The sequence below is a fragment of the Rhodococcus sp. PvR044 genome, from assembly GCF_040548995.1.
In the GTDB taxonomy this organism is placed as follows: Bacteria; Actinomycetota; Actinomycetes; order Mycobacteriales; family Mycobacteriaceae; genus Rhodococcus_G; species Rhodococcus_G oryzae.
This window is the reverse complement of the sequence record NZ_JBEPSX010000001.1, coordinates 869,527-890,497: the sequence shown is the minus strand read 5'-3', so window position 1 is coordinate 890,497 and position 20,971 is coordinate 869,527. Positions and strand designations below refer to the sequence as shown.

Here is a 20,971-nt window from a genome sequence, read left to right as displayed (position 1 = left end):
GATTCGTGAATAGAAAGTACTAGCGGGCCGCGGTGATGGACTTCGGCCCACGGCCGACAGCCACGACACCGGACTGCACGATCTCCCGGATCCCGTAGGGATCGAGCATCCGCAGCAGCGCGTCGAGCTTCGACCGGGTGCCGGTCGCCTCGATGGTCACCGACTCGGGCGAGACGTCGATCACCTTGGCGCGGAACAGGTTCACCGTCTCGAGGACCTGCGTCCGAACGCTGGCGTCGGCCCGCACCTTGATCAGCACGAGCTCGCGGGCCACCGAGGCCTCGGTGTCCTGCTCGACGATCTTGAGCACGTTGATCAGCTTGTTGAGCTGCTTGGTCACCTGCTCGAGCGGGAACTCGTCGACGGTCACGACGATGGTCATGCGGGAAACGTCGGGGAGTTCGGTCCCCCCGACCGCGAGGGACTCGATGTTGAAGCCCCTGCGCGAGAACAGCGCGGCCACCCTGGCCAACACTCCCGGCTTGTCCTCGACGAGAACGCTGAGGGTGTGGCTGGTGCTCACTGGTTGTCCTCCCTTGCGGCGGCAGCGGCCTGGCCGGACTGCTGCTCGCGCTCCATGGCCTCGTGGATGACGGCGGGCTCGTTGACGGCCTCGTCGTCGTCGAACAGCGGCCGGATGCCCCGCGCCGCCTGGATCTCGTCGTTGCTGGTGCCCGCGGCCACCATCGGCCACACCTGGGCGTCGGCGCCGACGATGAAGTCGATCACCACCGGCTTGTCGTTGATGGACTGCGCCTCGCGGATCGCAGCCTCGACGTCCTCCTCGCGCTCGACGCGGATGCCGTGGCAGCCCAACGCCTCGGCGAGCTTGACGAAGTCCGGGATCCGGATCGCGCCGTGGGTGCCGAGGTTGGTGTTGGAGTAGCGCTGGTCGTAGAACAGCGTCTGCCACTGCCGCACCATGCCGAGGTTGCCGTTGTTGACCAGCGCGACCTTGATCGGCACGCCCTCGACCGCGCAGGTCGCGAGCTCCTGGTTGGTCATCTGGAAGCAGCCGTCACCGTCGATGGCCCAGACTTCCTTGTCCGGCATGCCCATCTTGGCGCCCATCGCGGCTGGCACCGCGTAACCCATGGTGCCGAGGCCGCCGGAGTTGAGCCAGGTGCGCGGCTTCTCGTACTTGACGAACTGCGCCGCCCACATCTGGTGCTGGCCGACGCCCGCGCAGTAGATCGCGTCCGGGCCCGCGAGCCTGCCGACCGCCTCGATCACGTACTCAGGGGACAGCGCGCCGTCCGACGGCTTGCCGTAGGCCAGCGGGTAGGTGTCGCGCAGACCGTCCAGGTACGACCACCACTCGGCGTAGTCGAGGGTGGTCCCGGTGGCCTGATCCGCCTTGATCGCCTCGATCAGCTCGGTGATCACCTCGCCGCAGTCACCGACGATCGGGACGTCCGCGTACCGGTTCTTACCGATCTCGGCCGGGTCGATGTCGGCGTGGATGACCTTGGCGTCGGGTGCGAACGAGTCGAGCTGACCGGTCACCCGGTCGTCGAAACGCGCGCCGAGGGTGATCAGCAGGTCGCTCTTCTGCAGCGCGCCGACCGCCGCGACGGTGCCGTGCATACCCGGCATGCCGCAGTGCAGCTGGTGGCTGTCGGGGAACGCGCCGCGGGCCATCAGCGTCGTCACGACGGGGATGCCGGTCAGTTCCGCGAGCTCGAGCAGCTCGGCGGACGCGTCGGCCTTGATGACACCGCCACCGACGTAGAGCACCGGCGCCTTCGACTCGGCGATCAGCCGGGCCGCCTCGCGGACCTGCTTACCGTGCGGCTTGCTCACCGGGCGGTAGCCGGGCAGGTGCATCTCCGGCGGCCACGAGAACGTGGTCTGCGCCTGCAGCACGTCCTTCGGGATGTCGACGAGGACGGCACCGGGACGACCGGAGGCCGCCAGGTAGAAGGCCTCCGCCATGATCCGCGGGATGTCAGCGCCGTCGGTGATCAGGAAGTTGTGCTTGGTCACCGGCATGGTGATGCCGGAGATGTCGGCCTCCTGGAAGGCGTCGGTGCCGATCAGGCTGCGACCGACCTGGCCGGTGATCGCGACGATCGGGACCGAGTCCATCTGCGCGTCGGCGATCGGGGTCACCAGGTTGGTGGCGCCGGGGCCGGAGGTCGCCATGCAGACGCCGACCTTGCCGGTGGCCTGGGCGTATCCGGTCGCGGCGTGTCCGGCGCCCTGCTCGTGCCGGACGAGGACGTGCCGAACCTTCTTCGAGTCGAAGAGCGGGTCGTAGACGGGCAGAACGGCGCCGCCGGGGATGCCGAATACAGTGTCGACCTCGAGCTCCTCGAGGGCCCGAACCACGGACTGGGCGCCGGTCACTCGCTCGGGGGCGACTTGACGGCGGGTACCGGGTTGGGCGGCCGGCGCTGCCGCGGGGCTGGGCTGACCCGTTCCCCCCGACTTGCGCGGCGTGGGCTGCGGCCGTGCGGTTGGTGCGCTCACTGCATAATCCTCTGGTCTTGACGGTTCAAGCTGGCTCCGGGCAAGAAAAAACCCCCGTCAGCAATCTTGCTGTACGAGGGTGGCGCGTCGTGCTTGTGAGTTGACGAAATCGACTCAGGCGGCGACGCGCCGGCCGATTACGAGGAACTCATTCTGCTTCACGCGCTCGAAGGTAGGCGCGTCAAGGGTGAACAGTCAACTTGGTGAGTCGGCTGTCCCAGAATGTGAGAAGCGCTGACCGCAATGCAAGGATGGTGCGGTGTCATCCTCATCGCAGCCCGTGCCACCGAACTCATCCTCGCACACCGCCGAACCGATCGAGCAGTCCATACACATCTCGAAGCTCGGACTCCTCGCGGTTGGCCTGCTGGCGATCTGCCTGAGCCCGGTCGTGCTCACCAAGCCGGTCCCCCTTCTGCTCCTGCTGCTGATCCCGGTCGCGGTCGCCTGGTGGATGCTGCGGGTACGGACCACGGTCACCGCCGAGGGACTGCGCCTGCGCCGGATGTTCTCCACCGAGAACATCGAGTGGAGCCAGATCAAGGGCTTCCGCTTCCCCAAGCGCGGATGGGCGCGTGCCGACCTGACCGACGGCCGCGAGGTGAGCCTGCCCGTGGTCACCTTCGGTCGGCTCCCCCAGATCGCGGCGGCCAGCGGCGGCCGGGTGACCGACCCCTACGCGGCCGCGGATCGCGCGGCCCGTGAGAAGGCCGCTGCCGAGAGGGCCGCCGCAGAGAATGACGAGACCGAGTCCGGCACGGAGTCGGATCCGGGAACGAAATAGCCCGCGAGTAGCGTTGCTACGGACACTCGACGCCAGGGCGCCGACGGCAGCAACCCCCTGCCGAGGACCCGCCCACCGGCCCAGCCCGCCGGAGCCGCTCGAGTCACGGCAACGTTCGCAGTTCGACGATTAAGGACAGTCCTATGCCCCCGTTGAGGTCCCGCACCACCACCGTCGGACGCAATGCCGCCGGAGCCCGCGCCCTGTGGCGCGCCACCGGAATGACGGACTCCGATTTCGGCAAGCCGATCGTCGCGATCGCGAACTCGTACACCCAGTTCGTCCCCGGGCACGTGCACCTCAAGGACGTCGGCGAGATCGTGGCCGAGGCCGTGCGCGCCGCGGGCGGCGTGCCCCGTGAGTTCCACACCATCGCGGTGGACGACGGCATCGCGATGGGCCACGGCGGCATGCTCTACTCGCTGCCCAGCCGCGAGATCATCGCCGACTCGGTCGAGTACATGGCGAACGCGCACACCGCCGACGCCCTCGTCTGCATCTCCAACTGCGACAAGATCACCCCCGGCATGCTCAATGCCGCGATGCGCCTGAACATCCCGACCGTCTTCGTCTCGGGCGGTCCGATGGAGGCAGGCAAGGCCGTCGTCGTCGGCGGCGTCGCGCAGGCCCCCACCGACCTGATCACCGCCATCTCGGCATCCGCGAACGACGCGGTGTCCGAGGAAGGCCTCGACGAGGTCGAGCGCAGCGCCTGCCCGACGTGTGGCTCCTGCTCCGGCATGTTCACGGCGAACTCGATGAACTGCCTCACCGAGGCACTCGGCCTTGCGCTGCCCGGCAACGGCTCCACCCTGGCCACCCACGAGGCCCGCCGCGCGCTGTTCTCCCGCGCGGGCACCACGGTCGTCGAGGCCGCGCTCAAGTACTACCGCGACGAGGACGAGTCGGTGCTCCCCCGGAACATCGCCACCCCCAAGGCGTTCCGCAACGCGATGGCCCTCGACGTCGCGATGGGCGGCTCGACCAACACGGTCCTGCACACCCTCGCCGCCGCCCAGGAGGGCGAGGTCGACTTCGACCTCGACACCATCGACGAGATCAGCCGCCTGGTGCCGTGTCTGTCGAAGGTCTCACCCAACTCCGATTACCACATGGAGGACGTGCACCGGGCAGGCGGAATCCCCGCACTGCTCGGCGAGCTGCGTCGCGCGAACCTGCTCGAGACCGATGTCTCCACAGTCCACACCAAGAGCTTCGACCAGTGGCTCGACGACTGGGACATCCGCTCCGGCAAGGCAACCGACGAGGCGATCGAGCTCTTCCACGCCGCACCGGGCGGGGTCCGCACCACCGAGCCGTTCTCCACGTCCAACCGCTGGAGCGCGCTGGACACCGACGCCGCAGGCGGGTGCATCCGGGACAAGGAGCACGCGTACACCGTCGAGGGCGGACTCGTGGTGCTGCGCGGCAACATCGCGCTGGACGGCGCCATCCTCAAGACCGCGGGCATCGACGAGGAGCTGTTCTCCTTCCAGGGTCCGGCGCTCGTCGTCGAATCGCAGGAGGAGGCCGTCTCGGTGATCCTGCAGAAGAAGATCAAGTCCGGCGACGTCCTCGTGGTCCGCTACGAGGGCCCCAAGGGCGGACCGGGCATGCAGGAAATGCTGCACCCCACCGCATTCCTCAAGGGTGCGGGCCTCGGCAAGGAGTGCGCGCTCATCACCGACGGCCGCTTCTCCGGCGGCACCTCCGGCCTGTCCATCGGGCACATCTCCCCTGAGGCCGCGGCGGGCGGCGTGATCGGCCTGGTGGAGAACGGCGACCAGGTCCGTATCGACGTCGCGACCCGGACCCTCGAGATCCTCGTCGACGACGCCGTGCTCGCCGAGCGCCGCGCCAAGATGGAGGCGTCCGAGCGTCCGTGGCAGCCGGTCGACCGCCAGCGCACCGTCACCACCGCGCTGCGTGCCTACGCGGCGCTGGCGACCTCCGCGGACAAGGGTGCCGTTCGCTACGTGCCGTAGTCCTCACCGTTCACAGACAGCGCCCCTGCGGTGCCGGGAATGCCCGGAACCGCAGGGGCGCTGTCGTATCGGCGGGATGCTCCCGCTCTTGCCCCGGCTCAGGCCGCGCGGACCTCCGCGATCCGCCGCTCGGCCAGCTCGATCGCGGCGGTGGAGGTGTCCACCCCGGTCACCCGGGCCCGGTCGAGGATCTCCATCACCACGTCCGCAATCCGGTCCACCTTGCCGACGAAGTCCGTCAGCCCGTTCACCTCGGCGTCGCAGGAGATCAGGCCGCCCGCGTTCGACACGAAATCCGGGACGTGCACGATGCCGCGGGCGGTCAGCGCGTCACCCGCGGCCTGCGAGGCGAGCATGTTGTTGGCCGCTCCGACCAGCGCCACCGCCTTGAGCCGGTCGACTGCACGCTCGTCGATCACCAGGCCTGGACCCGCGGGGCAGACCACATCGACGTCGGTCTGCAGGATCTCGTCCAGCGAACTCGCCTGCGCACCAAAACCTTCCACCGCGAGCCGCACCCGCTCCGGATCGGGGTCGGCCACCAGCACCGTGGCCCCGGCCGCGGAGAGGAGCTCGACGATCCCGAGGCCGACGTTGCCGGCACCCTGCACGGCTACCCGCAGCCCGTCGACGCCGTCGCGCCCCAGATGGTCGGCGACCGCCGAGATCGAGGCGACCACTCCCCTGGCCGTGTACGGCGAGGGATCGCGGCCGTCGCTGGAGACCCGGGGGGCGTGCTCCGCGATCACCTTCAGGTCCGCGGGTCCGGTGCCCATGTCGGCGCCGGGGATGTAGCGGCCACCGAGCAGCCCGATGTGCCTGCCGTGCGCCTCCAGGAGCGAACGCGTCTTCTGGCTGCGGGGATCGGCGTTGATCACACTCTTCCCGCCGCCGAGCGCCAGGCCGGCGAGCGCCGCCTTGTAGGTCATCGCGCGTGCGAGGCGCATCGCGTCCGCCGCGGCCGCATCGTCGGATTCGTACTGGCGGATCCGGACTCCCCCGAGCGCGGGCCCGAGGGTGGTGTCGTGCACGGCGATGATGCTGGCGAGCCCGTTCTCCACGCGCTGGATCGACAGCTGCTCGAAGTCCTGCTCGGCCAGGGAATTGATGGCGCTCACTACTGCTCCTGAGGTCAGCCCACGACAGATGACACCCTTGTGGGGCTGATCCGTTGCGGGACAGAGAGTTACGGCACTTGTGGCCGCGACGGGCGGAGTACCTGCCCGGCATGAACTGTAAGGCGCGTCACACGGATGTCAAGCCGTTGCCTGTTCCGCGCACGGCGACCCCGGGGTCGCGATCACGGGCCAAGGCAGCAGAATTGGCGAATCGGCCTAAACCAGGTGTGCACATCGCGCAGTTCGCCCGAGCGATTCGGCGCGCAGCTGAGCAGGATGCGCCATCGAGCGATCGGGTGTTGCGCATCGGGTTCACAGGTGGTTCTCTCTTCACGCCGATGAGACACAGATCACATCCGGTCAAGCACAGCCCCCACCCGGCGACCCACAAGGTCATCGGGAGTCAACCAAGGAGCCCATCCATGCCCGGAGTCGGTATTTGGCGCACCAAGTCCGTCGAACAGTCGATATCAGATACCGATGAACCCGGTACCCGCCTACGCAAAGAGCTGACCGCCTGGGACCTGACCGTCTTCGGCGTCGCCGTGGTCATCGGGGCGGGCATCTTCACCCTCACCGCGAGGACGGCAGGCAACGTCGCAGGGCCGTCCATCTCGCTCGCCTTCGTCCTCGCCGCCATCGCGTGCGGGCTCGCGGCCCTCTGTTATGCCGAGTTCGCCTCCACCGTCCCGGTCGCAGGCAGCGCGTACACCTTCTCCTATGCGACGTTCGGCGAGTTCGTCGCCTGGATCATCGGATGGGACCTCATCCTCGAGTTCGCGCTCGCGTCGGCAGTTGTCGCCAAGGGATGGTCGCTGTATCTGGGGAACGTGCTCGGAGCCAGCGGTTCGACCACCGCGCATCTCGGCCCGATCGACTTCGACTGGGGCGCCCTGCTGATCATCGGCGCGATCACCACCGTGCTCGCCATCGGTACCAAGGTGTCCTCGCGGGTGTCGGCCATCATCACCGCCATCAAGATCGCCGTGGTCCTGCTCGTCATCGTGGTCGGCGCGTTCTACATCAACAAGGACAACTACTCCCCGTACATCCCGCCGGCCGAGGGCGCGGCCAGCACGGCCAGCGGCATCCACCAGACCCTGTTCTCGTTCCTCACCGGCGCCGACGGCAGCAGCTACGGCTGGTACGGCCTGCTCGCCGCGGCCAGCCTCGTGTTCTTCGCGTTCATCGGGTTCGACGTCGTTGCCACCACCGCCGAGGAGACCAAGAACCCGCAGAAGGCGCTCCCCCGCGGCATTCTCGGTTCGCTCGCCATCGTCACCGTCCTGTACGTCGCGGTGACCCTGGTCCTGACCGGCATGGTCAAGTACACCGACCTGAAGACCGGCAGCCCGCTCGTCGGCGACAGCAGCGCCACCCTCGCGACCGCATTCGAGGCGCACGGGATCACCTGGGCTCAGTGGGTGATCAACTTCGGTGGCCTCGCCGGACTGACGACCGTCGTCATGGTCATGATGCTCGGCCAGACCCGGGTGTTGTTCGCGATGTCGCGGGACGGGCTGATGCCGCGCGGTCTCGCCAAGACCGGCACCAAGGGCACCCCCGTTCGGATCACCGTCGTGGTCGGCGTGATCGTGGCGCTGCTCGCCGCCTTCTTCCCGATGGGGACCCTCGAGGAGATGGTCAACATCGGCACCCTGTTCGCCTTCGTCCTGGTCTGCATCGGGGTCGTGGTGCTGCGCAAGACGCGACCCGACCTGCCGCGCGGATTCCGGGTCCCGCTGGTTCCCCTCGTGCCGATCCTCGCGGTGCTGGCCTGCGGGTGGCTGATGCTGAACCTGTCCGTGGAGACCTGGATCCGGTTCCTGGTCTGGATGGCGATCGGCGTGGTGATCTACTTCGCCTACGGCAAGCGCAAGTCGGTGCTCGGCCAGCGGCTCGCCGCCCAGTCCACACCGCCCCCGGAGGAGCAGCTGGAGACGGTCACCGCCTGACCGCCCCGATCGCGAACCCCCTGATCACTCAGATCAGGGGGTTCGCCCCGTTGAAGAAGATCCAGAGGCAGACGCCTGCCGCGACGCCGAGGATCAGCGCGACGAAGGAACCGATGTGCGGCCTGGTCGCCCACTTCCGGCCACCGTCCAGCGAGAACCGGCCGGGGCCGGTCAACACCACCGCGACGGCCGCGGCGACCAGCATCGTCTCGTGCTCGACGCCGGACGGTGCGAAGAACTGCAGTCCCGGCTCGGCCACCTGGCGAACGCACCACGCGTTGATCAGCACCGCGAGCACCGCGGCGCCGGCCAGCGGCGTCACAAGACCGATGATCAGGAGGGCGCCTGCCGCGACCTCACCGACCGCGGTGAGGATCGAGAGCAGTCGGGCCTGCTCGAAGCCGGCATCGAGGAGCGTCGTCTCGAAGCCGTCGAGTCCGGGGCCGTTCCACCAGCCGAACAGTTTCTGCAGCCCGTGGAACAGCGCGACCGTCCCGAGCCCGACCCGGAGGACGAGCAGGCCGAGGTCGAGCGTGCCTCGCCCGGACGGCGTCTCCGGCGCGATCGTCTCCGGCATCGCCTGCTGGACGGGCGAGGTGAATGCCGACACGACGGCAGGCTCGGACGGATCGGCGAACCGCAGTTCCTCGGTGGGATACACCTCGTCCGTGGGATACACCTCATCGACCGAACTGCCCCGGTAGGTCGGGATCTGCTCGGTGGGCATCAGCCCGAGGTCGTCGTCCGATACGGGCAGCGCGCCGCCGGCGGAGGTGGGAAGTTGCTCGGTCGGCAGGTCGAACGGACTGGAGGCGGTGCCATCGGCGCCGTCGCGGTCCGGGTTCCCTTGCTGCTTCGCTGTCACGATGGACAGCGTAAGGGCGAGCGGCAGATACGCGCTCCGGCGCGCCGCACCGGGCCGCCGTGGCGCCGCCCGCACCGGATTCCGTACCGTTTGCAGTCATGGGAGCAAGTCGGGTCAGGGTGTTGGCGGCCGTGTCGATCGTCGTCGCGGTGGCGGGCTGTGCCCGGTTCGACGACTCGGCAACGAGCCCGTTCACCCCCGCGCCGACGTTCGACGCCGGCGGCGAGCTCCGGCCCCGACCGCCCGGCACACCCCCGACCAGCCCCCGCGAGCCCCTCCCGACCGTCGAACCGGCGCCCTGCATCGACCCCGACCCCGCCGTCGTTGCGACCTGCCTCGACACCACCGGCGGCATGGTCATGCTGCCCGGCGGCGATTCGGCGCTGGTCACCGAGCGCCGCACCGGCCGCATCCTCCGCGTCACCCCCGGCAAGCCCACCGAGGAGTTCGCCCGACTCGACGTCGACGGCTCCACCGACGGTGGCCTGCTCGATGTCGCGCTGTCGCCGACCTTCGTCGAAGACAACCTGGTGTACGCCTATGTCTCCACCCCCGGCGACAACCGGGTGGTGCGGGTCGCACCGGGCGATGTGCCCAAGGACGTCCTGACCGGTATCCCGCGCGGATCCGTCGGCAACACCGGAGCCCTGACCTTCGCAGGCCCCAATGAACTACTGGTACTCACCGGCGACGCCGGAAACCCCTCCGCCGCAACCGATCCCGGCTCACTGGCCGGAAAGCTGCTCCGCGTGACCGCGCTGACGCCCGGGCCCCCCGGGTCACAGCCCTTCCCCCAGGTCGCGCTGTCGGGCATCGGCGGCGCGGGCGATGTCTGCGTGGACCCGACCGACCAGAACATCTGGGTGACCGACCGAACCCCGCTCGAGGACCGACTGCAGAAGGTCGCGCCGAACGGCGCGGCAGGCGTCCCGGTCTGGACCTGGCCGGACCGGCCCGGCGTCGCAGGCTGCACGGCGGGCGGCGGGTCGGTCGCCATCGCGCTGACCGAGGGCCGGGCACTCGCGCTGCTCGACACCGATCCGCAGACCGGCGCCGTGACCGCGGCGCCGTCGCTGATCGCCCAGGACCGGTACGGCCGGCTGGGCGCGGCCGCGCTCGGGGCCGAGAACACGATCTGGGTCTCGACCGTCAACAAGGCCGACGGCCATCCCGGCGGCCCGACCGATGACCGGGTGGTCAAGATCCCCGCACCGCAGGGCGGCGGCGGCTTCGACTGACCGTCGAGTGTGCAGCTGCCGGGGCATCGGCCGAGAACACCCGCCGGCAGGTGCACACTCGGCGCTAGCCGGTGGCGGGGGCCGGGACCTTCTTCGGCGCCTTCGGCGCGAGCAGCGAAGCGGACAGCGGCAACACCAGCACGGTGATCGCGCCCGCGGCGACCAGGATCGAGGCGTTCGACTCGGTCATCTGACCGGCGTTCACCGCGACCCCCGTCACCGCGACGATCAGCGGCAGACCGGTCGCGGCGTACAGCGCAACCTGCCCCCGCTCCCGCACGGTCGGCTGCGGATCCTTGAGCTCCGGACCCCGGTCGAAGCGTTCGGCGAAGAACACAGGCAGCCCGCGCACCAACAGGATCAGCACCAGGAACGCGAGCAGGATGCCCGGCGCAGCGGCCACGGCCTTGACGTCGATCGCCATGCCCGAGGTGACGAAGAAGATCGGGATGAGCAGCCCGAAGGCCAGCCCGTCCAACTTCGCCTCCAGCTTCTCGTCGCCCGACGGCATCGCGCGGCGCAGGATGAAGCCCGCGGCGAAGGCGCCAAGGATGATGTCGAGGTCGAAGATCGTCGCGACCGCGATCAGCGTGACCAACAGCAGGATCGTCAGCCGCACGGTCGTCTGGGCGGTGGTCTCGGAGCCCAGCCGGATGATCGAGGCCAGCTTCGAGCCCTCGCGGCGCAGGCCCGCGGGGATGAACGCGACCCCGACCGCAGCCGCCGCGAACGCCGCCAGCACGACCAGCGACGCGCCCGCACTCCGCGAGCTCAGCAGGATCGCCATCGCGATCACCGGGCCGAGCTCACCGAAGGCGCCGTGGTTGAGAACGGTTCGGCCCAAGCGGGTTCCGAGCATGCCGCTGTCCTTGAGGATCGGTAACAGCGTGCCCAGCGCCGTGGAGGTCAGGGCGATGGCCACCGCGATCTCCGCATTGATCGCGCCGGTGAGGCCGAGCAACCCGACCACCACGAAGGCCAGCACCAGGCAGGACAGCCAGGTGATCAGCGCCCGACGCCCGCCCCGACCGGTCAGCTCACTGGTGTTGATCTCGTAGCCGGCGAGCAGGAAAAGCATGCCGAGGCCGAGCTCGCGGAGCAGGTCGATCTCGCTGCCCATGACCGCGAGGTCGAGCACGTGCGGCCCGACGATGACGCCCGCGATCAGCAGCAGCACGACCTCCGGCACCAGCTTGCGTGGCACCAGCCCGGCGACCAGCGGAGCGATGACGGCGCAGAGCGCTATCCAGAAGAACGAAGCGGAAACTGAGGGCACCCGCCTGATTCTGCTAGACGGGGACCACCATCGACGACAGGACCCTCACGCCGTGTGTCGGCTCAGGAGCAGGCCGCGATGACCAGGTCCTTGACCTGAGCCGGGTCTGCCTGGCCCCGGGTCGCCTTCATGACGTCGCCGACGATCTTGCCTGCCGCCGCGACCTTGCCCGCGCGGATCTTCTCGGCGATGTCCGGGTTCGCGGCGAGCGCGGCGTCGACCGCGGCCTGCAGCGCCGAGTCGTCGCGCATCACGGCGAGTTCCCGCTTCGCCACGACCTCGTCCGGCTCGCCCTCGCCTGCCAGCACACCGTCGACGGCCTGCCGCGCCTGCTTGTTCGCCAGTGTGCCGTCGGCGACGAGCGCGATGATCCGCGCGAGCTGGGCCGGGGTGATCGGCAGCTCGGCCAGCGCCACGCCACGGGTGTTCGCCTGCTGCGAGAGGTACGCCACCCACCACGAGCGGGCCGCGTCCGCGGGCGCGCCTGCCTCGGTGGTCGCGATGACCAGTTCCAGCGCACCGGAGTTCACCAGGTCGCGCATCTCCTCGTCGGAGACGCCCCAGTCGGCCTGGATGCGGGCGCGGCGGATCCACGGCAGCTCGGGCAGCGTGCCGCGCAGCTCCTCGACCCACTCTGCTCTCGGGGCGACGGGCTCGAGGTCCGGCTCCGGGAAGTACCGGTAGTCCTCCGCGGTCTCCTTGCGGCGCCCGGCGGAGGTGGTGCCGTCGGCCTCCTGGAAGTGCCGGGTCTCCTGGATGACCTCACCGCCCGAGCTGAGCACGGCGGCCTGGCGGCGCATCTCGTAGCGGACGGCCACCTCGACGCTCTTGAGGGAGTTGACGTTCTTGGTCTCGGTGCGGGTGCCGAACTCCTTGGCGCCGATCGCCATCAGCGAGATGTTGGCGTCGCACCGCATCGACCCCTGGTCCATCCGGACGTCGGAGACGTCGAGCGACTTGAGCAGATCACGCAGCGCGGTGACGTACGCGCGGGCGACCTCGGGGGCGCGCTCGCCCGCACCGGAGATGGTCTTGGTGACGATCTCCACCAGCGGGACGCCTGCGCGGTTGTAGTCGAGCAGCGAGTGGCTGGCGCCGTGGATCCGGCCGGTGGCGCCGCCGACGTGCAGCGACTTACCGGTGTCCTCCTCCATGTGCGCGCGCTCGATCTCGACCCGCCAGGTGGTGCCGTCGTCGAGCACCACGTCGAGGTAGCCCTCGGTGGCGATCGGCTCGTCGTACTGCGAGATCTGGTAGTTCTTCGGCTGATCCGGGTAGAAGTAGTTCTTCCTGGCGAAGCGGCCCCACGGGGTGATCGAGCAGTTCAGCGCCAGACCGATGCGGATGGCGGACTCGACAGCCGACTGGTTGACCACCGGCAGCGAGCCCGGAAGGCCCAGACAGACCGGGCACACCTGGGTGTTGGGCTCGGCACCGAAGGTCGTGGGGCACGGGCAGAACATCTTCGTCGCGGTGTGCAGCTCGACGTGCACCTCCATGCCCATGACGGGCTCGAAGCGGGCGAGCACCTCGTCGTAATCGAGAAGGTCAGTACTTGTCGCCACCCGGCCGGCTGCAGTCATGGTCACGAGTTTATGCGCCCCGCTTCGGCAGCAGCAGGTCGGCCAGGTTGTCGATCTGCTCGTGCGCATCCGGCCAGGCATCGCGGGCCGCATCCGCGTGCGGATAACGGGTTTGCGCGAGCCTCAGCGCCACCATGCCGTGCGTCGCGCTCCACAGGTGCATCCCGAGCAGCACCGTCTCCTTCGCGTCCGCAGGCAGGTCCAGGTATCGCCCCACCTCCTCGGTGATGAGCCGGATGGCGCGGTGCGCGTGCGAGTCGGCCATCCTCTCGCCGGCCTGATGACGCAGGTTGGAGACGAACAGCACCCGGTAGTGACCGGGATTGGCCAGCCCATAGCCGACGTAGGCGTGCCCCATCGCCCGCAGCCGAGCGCCCGGGTCCTCCCCCGCCTCCTCGGCGGCCGCCTGCAGCACGGCGGCGAACTCCTCGAACCGGAGCTGCTTCACCGCCAGGTGGAGCTCCTCGCGATCGGCGAAGTGCAGATAGATGGAGGTCGGTGTGACGCCGACGCGCCTGGCGACGCCGCGCAGCGACACCGCGTCGACGTCGCCGGTCTCACCGAGCATCTCCGCGGCTGCCGCGAGGATGTCCGTTCGCAGCGACTCGCCCGCGCCCCGCCTGGACGGCGTGCGCTGGGTCTTCTTCCTCGTCGAAATCACGCGAGCCACCTTAGTCGCGGGGGTCAGCCGACCCGGGCCGGGCGTTCCGCATTGACACCCGTAGGGCTACGACTGTTAATTTACACCCGTAGCGCTACCCGATCCGGCACGGCGCGTCCGCAGAGGAGGACCGATGGCCGGTACCGGCTCGCTCACCGACATTTCCGACCGGCTGTCTCGAGCGACCTGCAAGCAGTCGCCAGCGGAGGCCACCGCGGAGTCGACCGCCGCCCATCCGACCGCCACGCTGATCACGGTCTGCATCGGGATGTTCATGCTGATGCTGGACATGACGATCGTCGCGGCCGCGCTGGCCAACATCCAGTCCTCCCTCGACGCCTCCCTCAGCGGACTGCAGTGGGTGGTCGACGCCTACACGCTGCCGGTCGCGGCGCTGCTGCTGACCGCGGCCACCCTCGGCGACCGACTCGGCCGACGCCGCCTCTACATCGTGGGCATGTCGATCTTCACGCTCACCTCGCTCGGCTGCGCGCTCGCGGGCGACATCGTGACACTCAACGTGGTGCGGGCGGTCCAGGGCGTCGGCGCGGCGCTGCTGTTCGGCGTCTCCCTGCCCCTCGTTGCCGTCGCCTTCCCCGATCCGATGAAGCGGGCAAGGGCGATCGGCATCTACGGCGCGGTGATGGCATCGGCGACCGCCGCCGGTCCCCTGGTCGGCGGGGCCCTCGTCACGGCGATCGGCTGGGAGTGGATCTTCCTGATCAACGTTCCCATCGGCATCGCCGCGGTGGCGTTGGCGTACCGGTACGTCACCGAATCCCGTGCGGACAGTGCGGCGCCCGCGGACTGGGCGGGTACAGGGCTGCTCACCCTCGCGCTCCTGTCCGGGGTGCTGGCGCTGATCGAGGGCAACGAGTGGGGCTGGTCGTCCACGCGGGTGATCGCCCTCGGCGCCACCTCGATCGCCGGACTGCTCGCCTTCATCGCCTGGGAGCTACGTGCCGCACACCCGATGCTGGACCTTCGCCTGGTCGTCCGGCCCGCCTTCGCGGCAAACGCGCTCGCGGCCTTCGCCGGAGCCGGAACACTCGTCGCCGCAACGAATTTCCTGGCGCTGTACTTCATCAACACACTCGGCCACGACCCGTTCCAGGCGGGTCTGCGGGCCCTGCCGCTCACCCTGTCCGCGCTCGTCGTCGCCCCGCCGATCGCCGTGCTGCACGACCGCCTGCCCGCGAGGTGGTCGCTGCCGGTCTCGATGGGGGTCGTCGCGGCTGGCCTGTGGCTGTGCACCGGTGCGGACGCGTCCACCACGTGGACGCACTACATCGCCGGGTCGATCCTCGGCGGCGCCGGACTCGGCGCGGTCACCGTGATCGCCTCGCAGTCCGCGCTGACCTTCGTCGAGGTGGACCGGGCAGGCATGGCCACGGGCGCGGTCAACACCGCCCGCCAGGTCGGCATCGTGGTCGGGGTGGCCGGCCTCGGCGCGGTCTTCTCGCACGCGGTCGCCGCCGAGGCGGGTGCCGGGCTCGCCTCGCTGACCGTCGGGACGATGACCGTCTCCGTCCCGGACGAGCAGGCCGACATGATCACCGAGGCACTCGGTTCCGGTGCCGGACAACGGGTCATCGAGTTCGTCCCCGATCAGTTCGCGGCCGCGGTGCCCGCGCTGTCCGAACTGGCACGCGGGGCGACCGCGCAGGGACTGGACGCCGTCATGGCGACGAGTTCGGCGATCGCGGCCGTGGCCACCCTCGCGGTCTTCGTGCTGCTGCGGATCGGGCGGCGCTGACCCGGGTTCACCCGAAGATCACCCGCATCTCCTGATACCGGTGCGCGGGTACCGACTTGTGGTCGACGAGCGCCTCGTCGAAACCCACCCGCACGATCTCCGTTCCGTGCAGCGCCACCATGTGGCCCCACTCCTCGTCCGCCACCAGATCGGTGACCGCCATGCCGAGCCTGGTCGCGAGGACACGGTCGAACGCGGTCGGAACGCCGCCCCGCTGGATATGGCCCAACACCGTCGCCCTGGTCTCGATTCCGGTGCGCTCCTGGATGATCGGCGCCAGCAGCTCGGCGATCCCACCGAGCCGCGGGCGGTCGAAACCGTCCATGCCCTTCGTCGAATGGGCCGCCGTCATGTCCGGCAGGGTGAAGCCCTCCGCGACGACAACCATCGGCGACCGGCCGCGTTCGCGGACGCTGTTCACCCACGAGCAGATCTGCTCGACACTCTCGGGCTGTTCGGGGATCAGGATCGCGTGCGCGCCGCCGGCCGTCCCCGAGTGCAGGGCAATCCATCCGGCGTTGCGCCCCATCACCTCGAGGACCATGCACCGCTTGTGCGAGTTGCCCGTCGTCCGCAGCCGGTCGATCGCCTCGGTCGCGATCTCTACCGCCGTGTCGAATCCGAAGGTGTAGTCGGTCTGGTCGAGGTCGTTGTCGATGGTCTTCGGGACCCCGACGATCCGAATGCCCTCGTCGAACAGGCGCTGCGACGCGGCGGCGGTGCCCTCGCCACCGATGGCCACCACCGCATCGACCCCGAGCCGCTCCATGGTGCGGGCGATGTTCTCCGCCCCACCGTTCGGTCCCTGATACGGACCGATGCGGCTGGTCCCGAGAATGGTCCCGCCCTCGTGCGAGAGTCCGCGGACGCGGCTGCGGTCCAGGGGCATCGCGTCGCCCTCGACCAGACCGCGCCACCCGTCGAGGAATCCGACGAACTCCTGACCGTGCACCTCGGAGCCCTTGAGCACCGCACCCCGGATCACCGCGTTGAGGCCGGGGCAGTCGCCGCCGCTGGTGAGAATGCCGATCGTCGTCATCGTCAATCGCCCGTTCTACGTGCAGGTGGATGCTCAGTGTCCCACTGCATACTGCCCTCGCCCGGCGGTTCGGGCACGCCGGCGGGTCAGCCGGGGGTGACCAGGCCCGTCTCGTAGGCCAGCACCACGGCCTGCGCCCGGTCCCGCAGGTGCAGCTTGCCGAGCACCTTGCCGACGTGCGTCTTGACGGTCTGCTCGGCCACGAACAGCGACTCCGCGATCTCGACATTCGACAGCCCGCGGGCGATCAGTTCCAACACTTCCCGTTCGCGGGGCGTCAGCGCCGCGAGCTGCGCAGGCTCGCGCCGTGCGGGCGCGCGCCTGCTGGTGACGTCGGCGATGAGCCTGCGGGTCACGGTCGGCGCGAGCAGTGCCTGCCCGTCCGCCACCACCCGGACCGCCCGGATCAGTTCCTCGGCGGGGGCGTCCTTGAGCATGAAGCCACTGGCACCGACGCGCAGCGCCTCGTAGACGTAGTCGTCGATGTCGAAGGTGGTGAGCATCAGCACCCGTACCGGCTTGTCGAACGAGACCGACAGGATCTGCTGCGCCGCCTCCAGCCCGTTCAGGTTCGGCATCCGCACGTCCATCAGGACGACGTCCGGGCGAAGGCGCATCACCTCGTCTACTGCGATCTTCCCGTCTGGGGCGTCGCCGACCACGCTGATGTCGGGCTGCGCGCCGAGCAGCGCGCCAAAACCCTGGCGCACCATCGCCTGATCGTCCGCAATGAATACCGTGATCGCCACCCGATCACCCTATGCCGGGGTGACGTGGCCGCTCGACACCGCCGTCCCCGGCATCGCCGGCACTCGCGCCAGCACCTCGAATCCGCCGTCGGGGCGCGGTTGCGCGACCAGGCTTCCACCCACCGACGAGGCCCGATCGATCATGCCGGTGATGCCGTGCCCACCGGCATGATCGGCGACGGTCGACACAGTGGTACCGACGGGCGGGTCGTTGACCACCGCCATGGTGGCGAGGCCCCCGTCCCGGCCGAGGATGACGCGAACCGGCGCCCCCGGCGCGTGCCGGGCCGCGTTGGACAGCGATTCCTGCAGGATCCGGTACATCGTCAGTCCCGCCGAATCGGACAACCGCTCGGGCATCCCGATCCTGTCCACCTGCACCTGCATGCCCGCCCGCCTGCTTCCCTCCACCAGCTCGTCGATCCGGTCGAGGCCCGGCATCGGGGCGTCCTCGGCGAGCTGGCCGTCGCTGCGGAGCACACCGAGCATGCCCCTGATCTCGTTGAGGGCATCGCGGGCGGTGGCACCGATCGATTCGAACTCCGCCCGTGCCGCGGGCGAGACGTCGTCGATCCGGTACGGCGCGCTCTGCGCCTGCACCACGACCAGCGACATGTGGTGCGCGACGACGTCGTGCAGGTCGCGGGCGATGCGCGCCTTCTCCTCGAGGATCGCCCGCCGCGCCCGCTCGACCTCGGTGACCTCCTCCTGGCGGGCGAGCTGCCGGCGGGAGAGCACCAGCCAGCGGATCAGCAACCCGAACAGCACCAACGCGGTCAGCCCGACCGCCCAGCCCCTGCCGTCCTGGCCAGGGGCGTTCGCGAGGAACAGCAGCGCAGTCGCCATCCACGAGACGCCGACGACGGCGAGCGGCGAGCGCATGCTGACGGCGAGGAGCAGCGCCATGATCACCATGACGTGCACGACCTGCCACGGAAAGTCGTAGTCGTCGGTGCGTTCGAACACCAGTGGGATCACCAGCGCGCCCGCCGCCGAGATCGCCCATCCCAGGGCGGGATTCGACCGAACCAGCAGCAGGGGCAGCGCCGCGAGCCCGGCGATGACCGGCTGCACCCCGGCCGGCACGTGGTGCGTGACCTGCAGCGTCGGCCAGGCGATGGCGAAGAGCACGCCCGTGACGAATACGATGAAGATGTCCACCCACAGACTCGAGCTCACCCGCTTGAGTCGCGGCGCGGCCGCCACGGCGGCGTCATTCGCGACCTTCTTGAGCGCACGATTTGTCTTACTCACATCCAGAACAGTAGGAACCGGGACCCGAAAAGTCCTCATACTGCGGGGTGAGACCGGCGCGGCACCAGGGTATGAGGGCGCCGCACCGACGCCCCCTGCGCGGGGACCCGGGAACCACGCTGCGGGGTGATGTGCCCTGGTCCCGCCGATTCCTAGCGTCTTCTCCATGCGGAAGACGACCTGGACAGCACTGACGGTGGCCGCGGCGGCCGCCCTGACGACCACCCTGATGGCCGACCCGGCCGCTGCGGAGCAGCCTCGCGAGAGCACCCCCACCGCGGCCGCGATCGCCTCGCTCACCACAGCCGATCACGCGGCGCCCGCGTCGTCGATCCCGGCGGACTTCGCCGCCACGATGGGCTACCGCCCGGCCGTCGAATCCGGGATGCTCGTGAACCCGAGCGGCGACTGCTCCTCCCCGGTCACGCTGCCCACCGAGTTCGAGACCGCCTGCAAGGCCCACGATCTCGGCTACGACCTGCTGCGCTATGCAGACCGCCACGGCGCCGCGCTCGGACCGTGGGCACGGAAAAGCCTTGACGCGCAGCTGGACCGGCGGATGCACGGCGCCTGCGACGCGCGCACGGTCGATGCGGCGCGGACCTCCTGCTACGTGATGGCCAACATCGCGAGCGCCGCGGTGACCTCGAACTCCTGGCGGCAGGGATATGTCGCACCTCGACCCGAGCCGATGACCGGCTACGCGCTCGCGGGCGGCGTGGGGGCCGTGCTGATCGTCGGTGCGGTCGCCGCGACCAGCCGGCGCGGGCGGGGTACCACCGCCGTCGGCGCGCCGACCCGATCGGCGCTCGCATGACCGCCGTGATCGATCGGCCCACCGCGACCGTCGACATCGCCGCCGTCGCACTGCCCCGGGTACTCACCAGCGTCGCCGTCACCTCGATGGTCGCGGTCTCGCTCGCGCCCTCCCTGCTCCCCCGCAGCGCGGTGGTCCAGGCGGTCCTCACCGGACTGCTCGCGGTGCTCGGCTGGGGTCTCGCGAGCGCGTGGCATCACCGGCCCCGAAGGCGCAGGGCAGGTGATCCCGCGCCGTCGCGGGACTCCGCACGGCTGCTGGTGCTGCTGGCGGGCGCGGTGACCGTGGCAGCGGCGATGCTGCTGGCCGATCACTGGCAGGACTCGCTGCGCGTCGCGATGGGCGTGCCGACGGTCGGCGGCGGACATTGGGCACAGGTGGTCGTGGGCGCCGCCGCCATCGCGCTGATCCTGGCGGCCGGGACGAGGGCCGTGGCGGCCGGTGTTCGTCGACTCGGCGCGGTGCGGTCGGCCGCGGTCGTCGCCGCGCTCGCGATCGCAACACAGTTCTGGGCCGGGCCCGCGCTCTGGCAGGCGCGCGCCCAGTCGTATCACGCGGCGAACACGACCGTCGACACCTCACTGCGGCAACCGGTTTCGTCGTCGATCTCCGGAAGCCCCGACTCGCTGACGTCCTGGTCCTCGCTCGGCGCCCAAGGACGCAAGTTCGTCGCCGCCGGGGCGGCCTACGGCGCGGTGCGCACCTACGCGGGCATCGACAGCGCCCCCGACCAGGACGGCCGGGTGCGCCTTGCCGTCCGCGAGCTGGAACGCGCAGGCGGCCTGGCCAAGTCCACCGTCGTGGTGGCCGTGCCCACCGGATCCGGCTGGATCGACGGCAACGCCGCGGAGGGTCTCGAGCAGCGCTTCGGCGACGACGTCGCCCTCGTGGGGGTGCAGTACTCCAGCGCCCCGAGCTGGGTGACCTTCCTGTTCGATCGCGATGCGGCCGAGCAGTCCGCGCGGGCGCTGTTCACCGCGGTCTCGGACCGGATCTCGCTGCTGCCCGCGGGGGAACGCCCCCGGCTGTACGTCTACGGGCAGAGCCTCGGCGCGGTGGGCGCGAGCTCGATCTTCCAGGACGAGGAATTGGGCGAGCGGGCCTGCGGCGCCCTCTACGCGGGACCACCCGCAGGCTCAGCCCGCACCGCTGGGGCGGTGGTGCTGGCCAACTCATCCGATCCGGTGGTGCGATGGTCGCCTCGGCTGTTGCTGCACCCGCCTGCACTGGACCGGACCCGGACCGACGCGCCGCGCCCGGCCTGGCTGCCGGTCGTCAGCTTCGTGCAGACCAGCGTGGACCTGCTCTCGGCCCTGGATGCCCCGGCCGGGCACGGCCACCGGTACGGCACCGACCAGGGCACGGCACTGCCCGACGGCGACTGCGCCACCGGTGCGGCCCCTGCATGACGTCGATCGC

17 protein-coding genes are annotated in these 20,971 nt (G+C 69.9%); 7 read left to right on the top strand and 10 right to left on the bottom strand.

Annotation, left to right across the window (positions count from 1 at the left end; genetic code table 11):
- Positions 1–19 precede the first annotated feature (19 nt).
- Entirely contained in the window at positions 20–523 is a 504-nt protein-coding gene (gene ilvN, locus ABIC28_RS03980; RefSeq protein ID WP_027499209.1) for an acetolactate synthase small subunit, read from the bottom strand.
- Positions 520–2,472 carry an acetolactate synthase large subunit gene (locus ABIC28_RS03975; protein ID WP_354577595.1) on the bottom strand — a complete coding sequence of 651 codons (1,953 nt, stop codon included), beginning with the start codon at positions 2,470–2,472 and terminating at the stop codon, positions 520–522. Before ABIC28_RS03975 ends, ilvN begins: the two co-directional genes overlap by 4 nt.
- 259 nt (positions 2,473–2,731) lie before the next feature.
- On the opposite strand from ABIC28_RS03975, the gene ABIC28_RS03970 reads away from it, so the two are divergent.
- Positions 2,732–3,256 (top strand): PH domain-containing protein, encoded by a 525-nt coding sequence (locus ABIC28_RS03970; protein ID WP_269588257.1) that lies wholly within the window; start codon positions 2,732–2,734, stop codon positions 3,254–3,256.
- A gap of 143 nt (positions 3,257–3,399) precedes the next feature.
- Positions 3,400–5,241: a dihydroxy-acid dehydratase gene (gene ilvD, locus ABIC28_RS03965; RefSeq protein WP_097213571.1), complete on the top strand. Its 1,842-nt coding sequence runs from the start codon at positions 3,400–3,402 to the stop codon at positions 5,239–5,241.
- A 98-nt stretch (positions 5,242–5,339) separates the two neighbouring features.
- Here ilvD and ABIC28_RS03960 read toward each other — a convergent pair whose 3' ends face one another.
- Complete coding sequence (locus ABIC28_RS03960) at positions 5,340–6,359, bottom strand: Glu/Leu/Phe/Val dehydrogenase family protein (protein ID WP_257017720.1); 1,020 nt, start codon at positions 6,357–6,359, stop codon at positions 5,340–5,342.
- A gap of 422 nt (positions 6,360–6,781) precedes the next feature.
- Between ABIC28_RS03960 and ABIC28_RS03955 the strand changes: the two genes are divergently transcribed.
- Entirely contained in the window at positions 6,782–8,314 is a 1,533-nt protein-coding gene (locus tag ABIC28_RS03955) for an amino acid permease (protein WP_097213573.1), read from the top strand.
- A gap of 28 nt (positions 8,315–8,342) precedes the next feature.
- Here ABIC28_RS03955 and ABIC28_RS03950 read toward each other — a convergent pair whose 3' ends face one another.
- Entirely contained in the window at positions 8,343–9,179 is an 837-nt protein-coding gene (locus ABIC28_RS03950; RefSeq protein ID WP_257017721.1) for a DoxX family protein, read from the bottom strand.
- Between the two features lie 98 nt (positions 9,180–9,277).
- Here ABIC28_RS03950 and ABIC28_RS03945 point away from each other — a divergent pair, with 98 nt between their 5' ends.
- Positions 9,278–10,417 (top strand): PQQ-dependent sugar dehydrogenase, encoded by a 1,140-nt coding sequence (locus ABIC28_RS03945; protein WP_097213574.1) that lies wholly within the window; start codon positions 9,278–9,280, stop codon positions 10,415–10,417.
- A gap of 64 nt (positions 10,418–10,481) precedes the next feature.
- Here ABIC28_RS03945 and ABIC28_RS03940 read toward each other — a convergent pair whose 3' ends face one another.
- The 3 genes from ABIC28_RS03940 to ABIC28_RS03930 all read right to left on the bottom strand — a co-directional run bounded on the left by ABIC28_RS03940 (position 10,482) and on the right by ABIC28_RS03930 (position 13,937).
- Complete coding sequence (locus ABIC28_RS03940; RefSeq protein ID WP_097213575.1) at positions 10,482–11,693, bottom strand: cation:proton antiporter; 1,212 nt, start codon at positions 11,691–11,693, stop codon at positions 10,482–10,484.
- A gap of 62 nt (positions 11,694–11,755) precedes the next feature.
- The gene (gene gatB / locus ABIC28_RS03935) at positions 11,756–13,276 is read right to left on the bottom strand and encodes an Asp-tRNA(Asn)/Glu-tRNA(Gln) amidotransferase subunit GatB (RefSeq protein ID WP_097213661.1); all 1,521 of its coding nucleotides are present in this window, start codon (positions 13,274–13,276) and stop codon (positions 11,756–11,758) included.
- A gap of 10 nt (positions 13,277–13,286) precedes the next feature.
- Positions 13,287–13,937, bottom strand: a complete 651-nt coding sequence (locus ABIC28_RS03930) for a TetR/AcrR family transcriptional regulator (RefSeq protein WP_097213576.1) — start codon at positions 13,935–13,937, stop codon at positions 13,287–13,289.
- Between the two features lie 133 nt (positions 13,938–14,070).
- On the opposite strand from ABIC28_RS03930, the gene ABIC28_RS03925 reads away from it, so the two are divergent.
- The gene (locus ABIC28_RS03925) at positions 14,071–15,693 is read left to right on the top strand and encodes an MFS transporter (RefSeq protein WP_354577589.1); all 1,623 of its coding nucleotides are present in this window, start codon (positions 14,071–14,073) and stop codon (positions 15,691–15,693) included.
- A gap of 7 nt (positions 15,694–15,700) precedes the next feature.
- On the opposite strand, the gene ABIC28_RS03920 is transcribed toward ABIC28_RS03925, so the two are convergent.
- From ABIC28_RS03920 to ABIC28_RS03910, 3 genes are all read right to left on the bottom strand, one after another.
- Positions 15,701–16,732 carry a 6-phosphofructokinase gene (locus ABIC28_RS03920; protein ID WP_097213577.1) on the bottom strand — a complete coding sequence of 344 codons (1,032 nt, stop codon included), beginning with the start codon at positions 16,730–16,732 and terminating at the stop codon, positions 15,701–15,703.
- 86 nt (positions 16,733–16,818) lie between these two features.
- Complete coding sequence (locus tag ABIC28_RS03915; protein WP_097213578.1) at positions 16,819–17,481, bottom strand: response regulator; 663 nt, start codon at positions 17,479–17,481, stop codon at positions 16,819–16,821.
- Between the two features lie 9 nt (positions 17,482–17,490).
- Entirely contained in the window at positions 17,491–18,735 is a 1,245-nt protein-coding gene (locus tag ABIC28_RS03910) for a sensor histidine kinase (RefSeq protein ID WP_373560288.1), read from the bottom strand.
- 166 nt (positions 18,736–18,901) lie between these two features.
- Between ABIC28_RS03910 and ABIC28_RS03905 the strand changes: the two genes are divergently transcribed.
- Positions 18,902–19,552, top strand: coding sequence for a hypothetical protein (locus ABIC28_RS03905; protein ID WP_354577587.1), 651 nt, complete (start codon positions 18,902–18,904; stop codon positions 19,550–19,552).
- The gene (locus tag ABIC28_RS03900; RefSeq protein WP_354577585.1) at positions 19,549–20,961 is read left to right on the top strand and encodes an alpha/beta-hydrolase family protein; all 1,413 of its coding nucleotides are present in this window, start codon (positions 19,549–19,551) and stop codon (positions 20,959–20,961) included. Before ABIC28_RS03905 ends, ABIC28_RS03900 begins: the two co-directional genes overlap by 4 nt.
- Positions 20,962–20,971 lie beyond the last annotated feature (10 nt).

What these genes read in the sequence shown, in the direction of transcription:
- ilvD (WP_097213571.1), top strand. Translation starts at nt 3,400, where the DNA reads ATGCCCCCGTTGAGGTCCCGCACCACCACCGTCGGACGCAATGCCGCC.
- ABIC28_RS03955 (WP_097213573.1), top strand. Translation starts at nt 6,782, where the DNA reads ATGCCCGGAGTCGGTATTTGGCGCACCAAGTCCGTCGAACAGTCGATA.
- ABIC28_RS03945 (WP_097213574.1), top strand. Translation starts at nt 9,278, where the DNA reads ATGGGAGCAAGTCGGGTCAGGGTGTTGGCGGCCGTGTCGATCGTCGTC.
- gatB (WP_097213661.1), bottom strand. Translation starts at nt 13,276, where the DNA reads ATGACTGCAGCCGGCCGGGTGGCGACAAGTACTGACCTTCTCGATTAC.
- ABIC28_RS03925 (WP_354577589.1), top strand. Translation starts at nt 14,071, where the DNA reads ATGGCCGGTACCGGCTCGCTCACCGACATTTCCGACCGGCTGTCTCGA.
- ABIC28_RS03920 (WP_097213577.1), bottom strand. Translation starts at nt 16,732, where the DNA reads ATGACGACGATCGGCATTCTCACCAGCGGCGGCGACTGCCCCGGCCTC.
- ABIC28_RS03905 (WP_354577587.1), top strand. Translation starts at nt 18,902, where the DNA reads ATGCGGAAGACGACCTGGACAGCACTGACGGTGGCCGCGGCGGCCGCC.
- ABIC28_RS03900 (WP_354577585.1), top strand. Translation starts at nt 19,549, where the DNA reads ATGACCGCCGTGATCGATCGGCCCACCGCGACCGTCGACATCGCCGCC.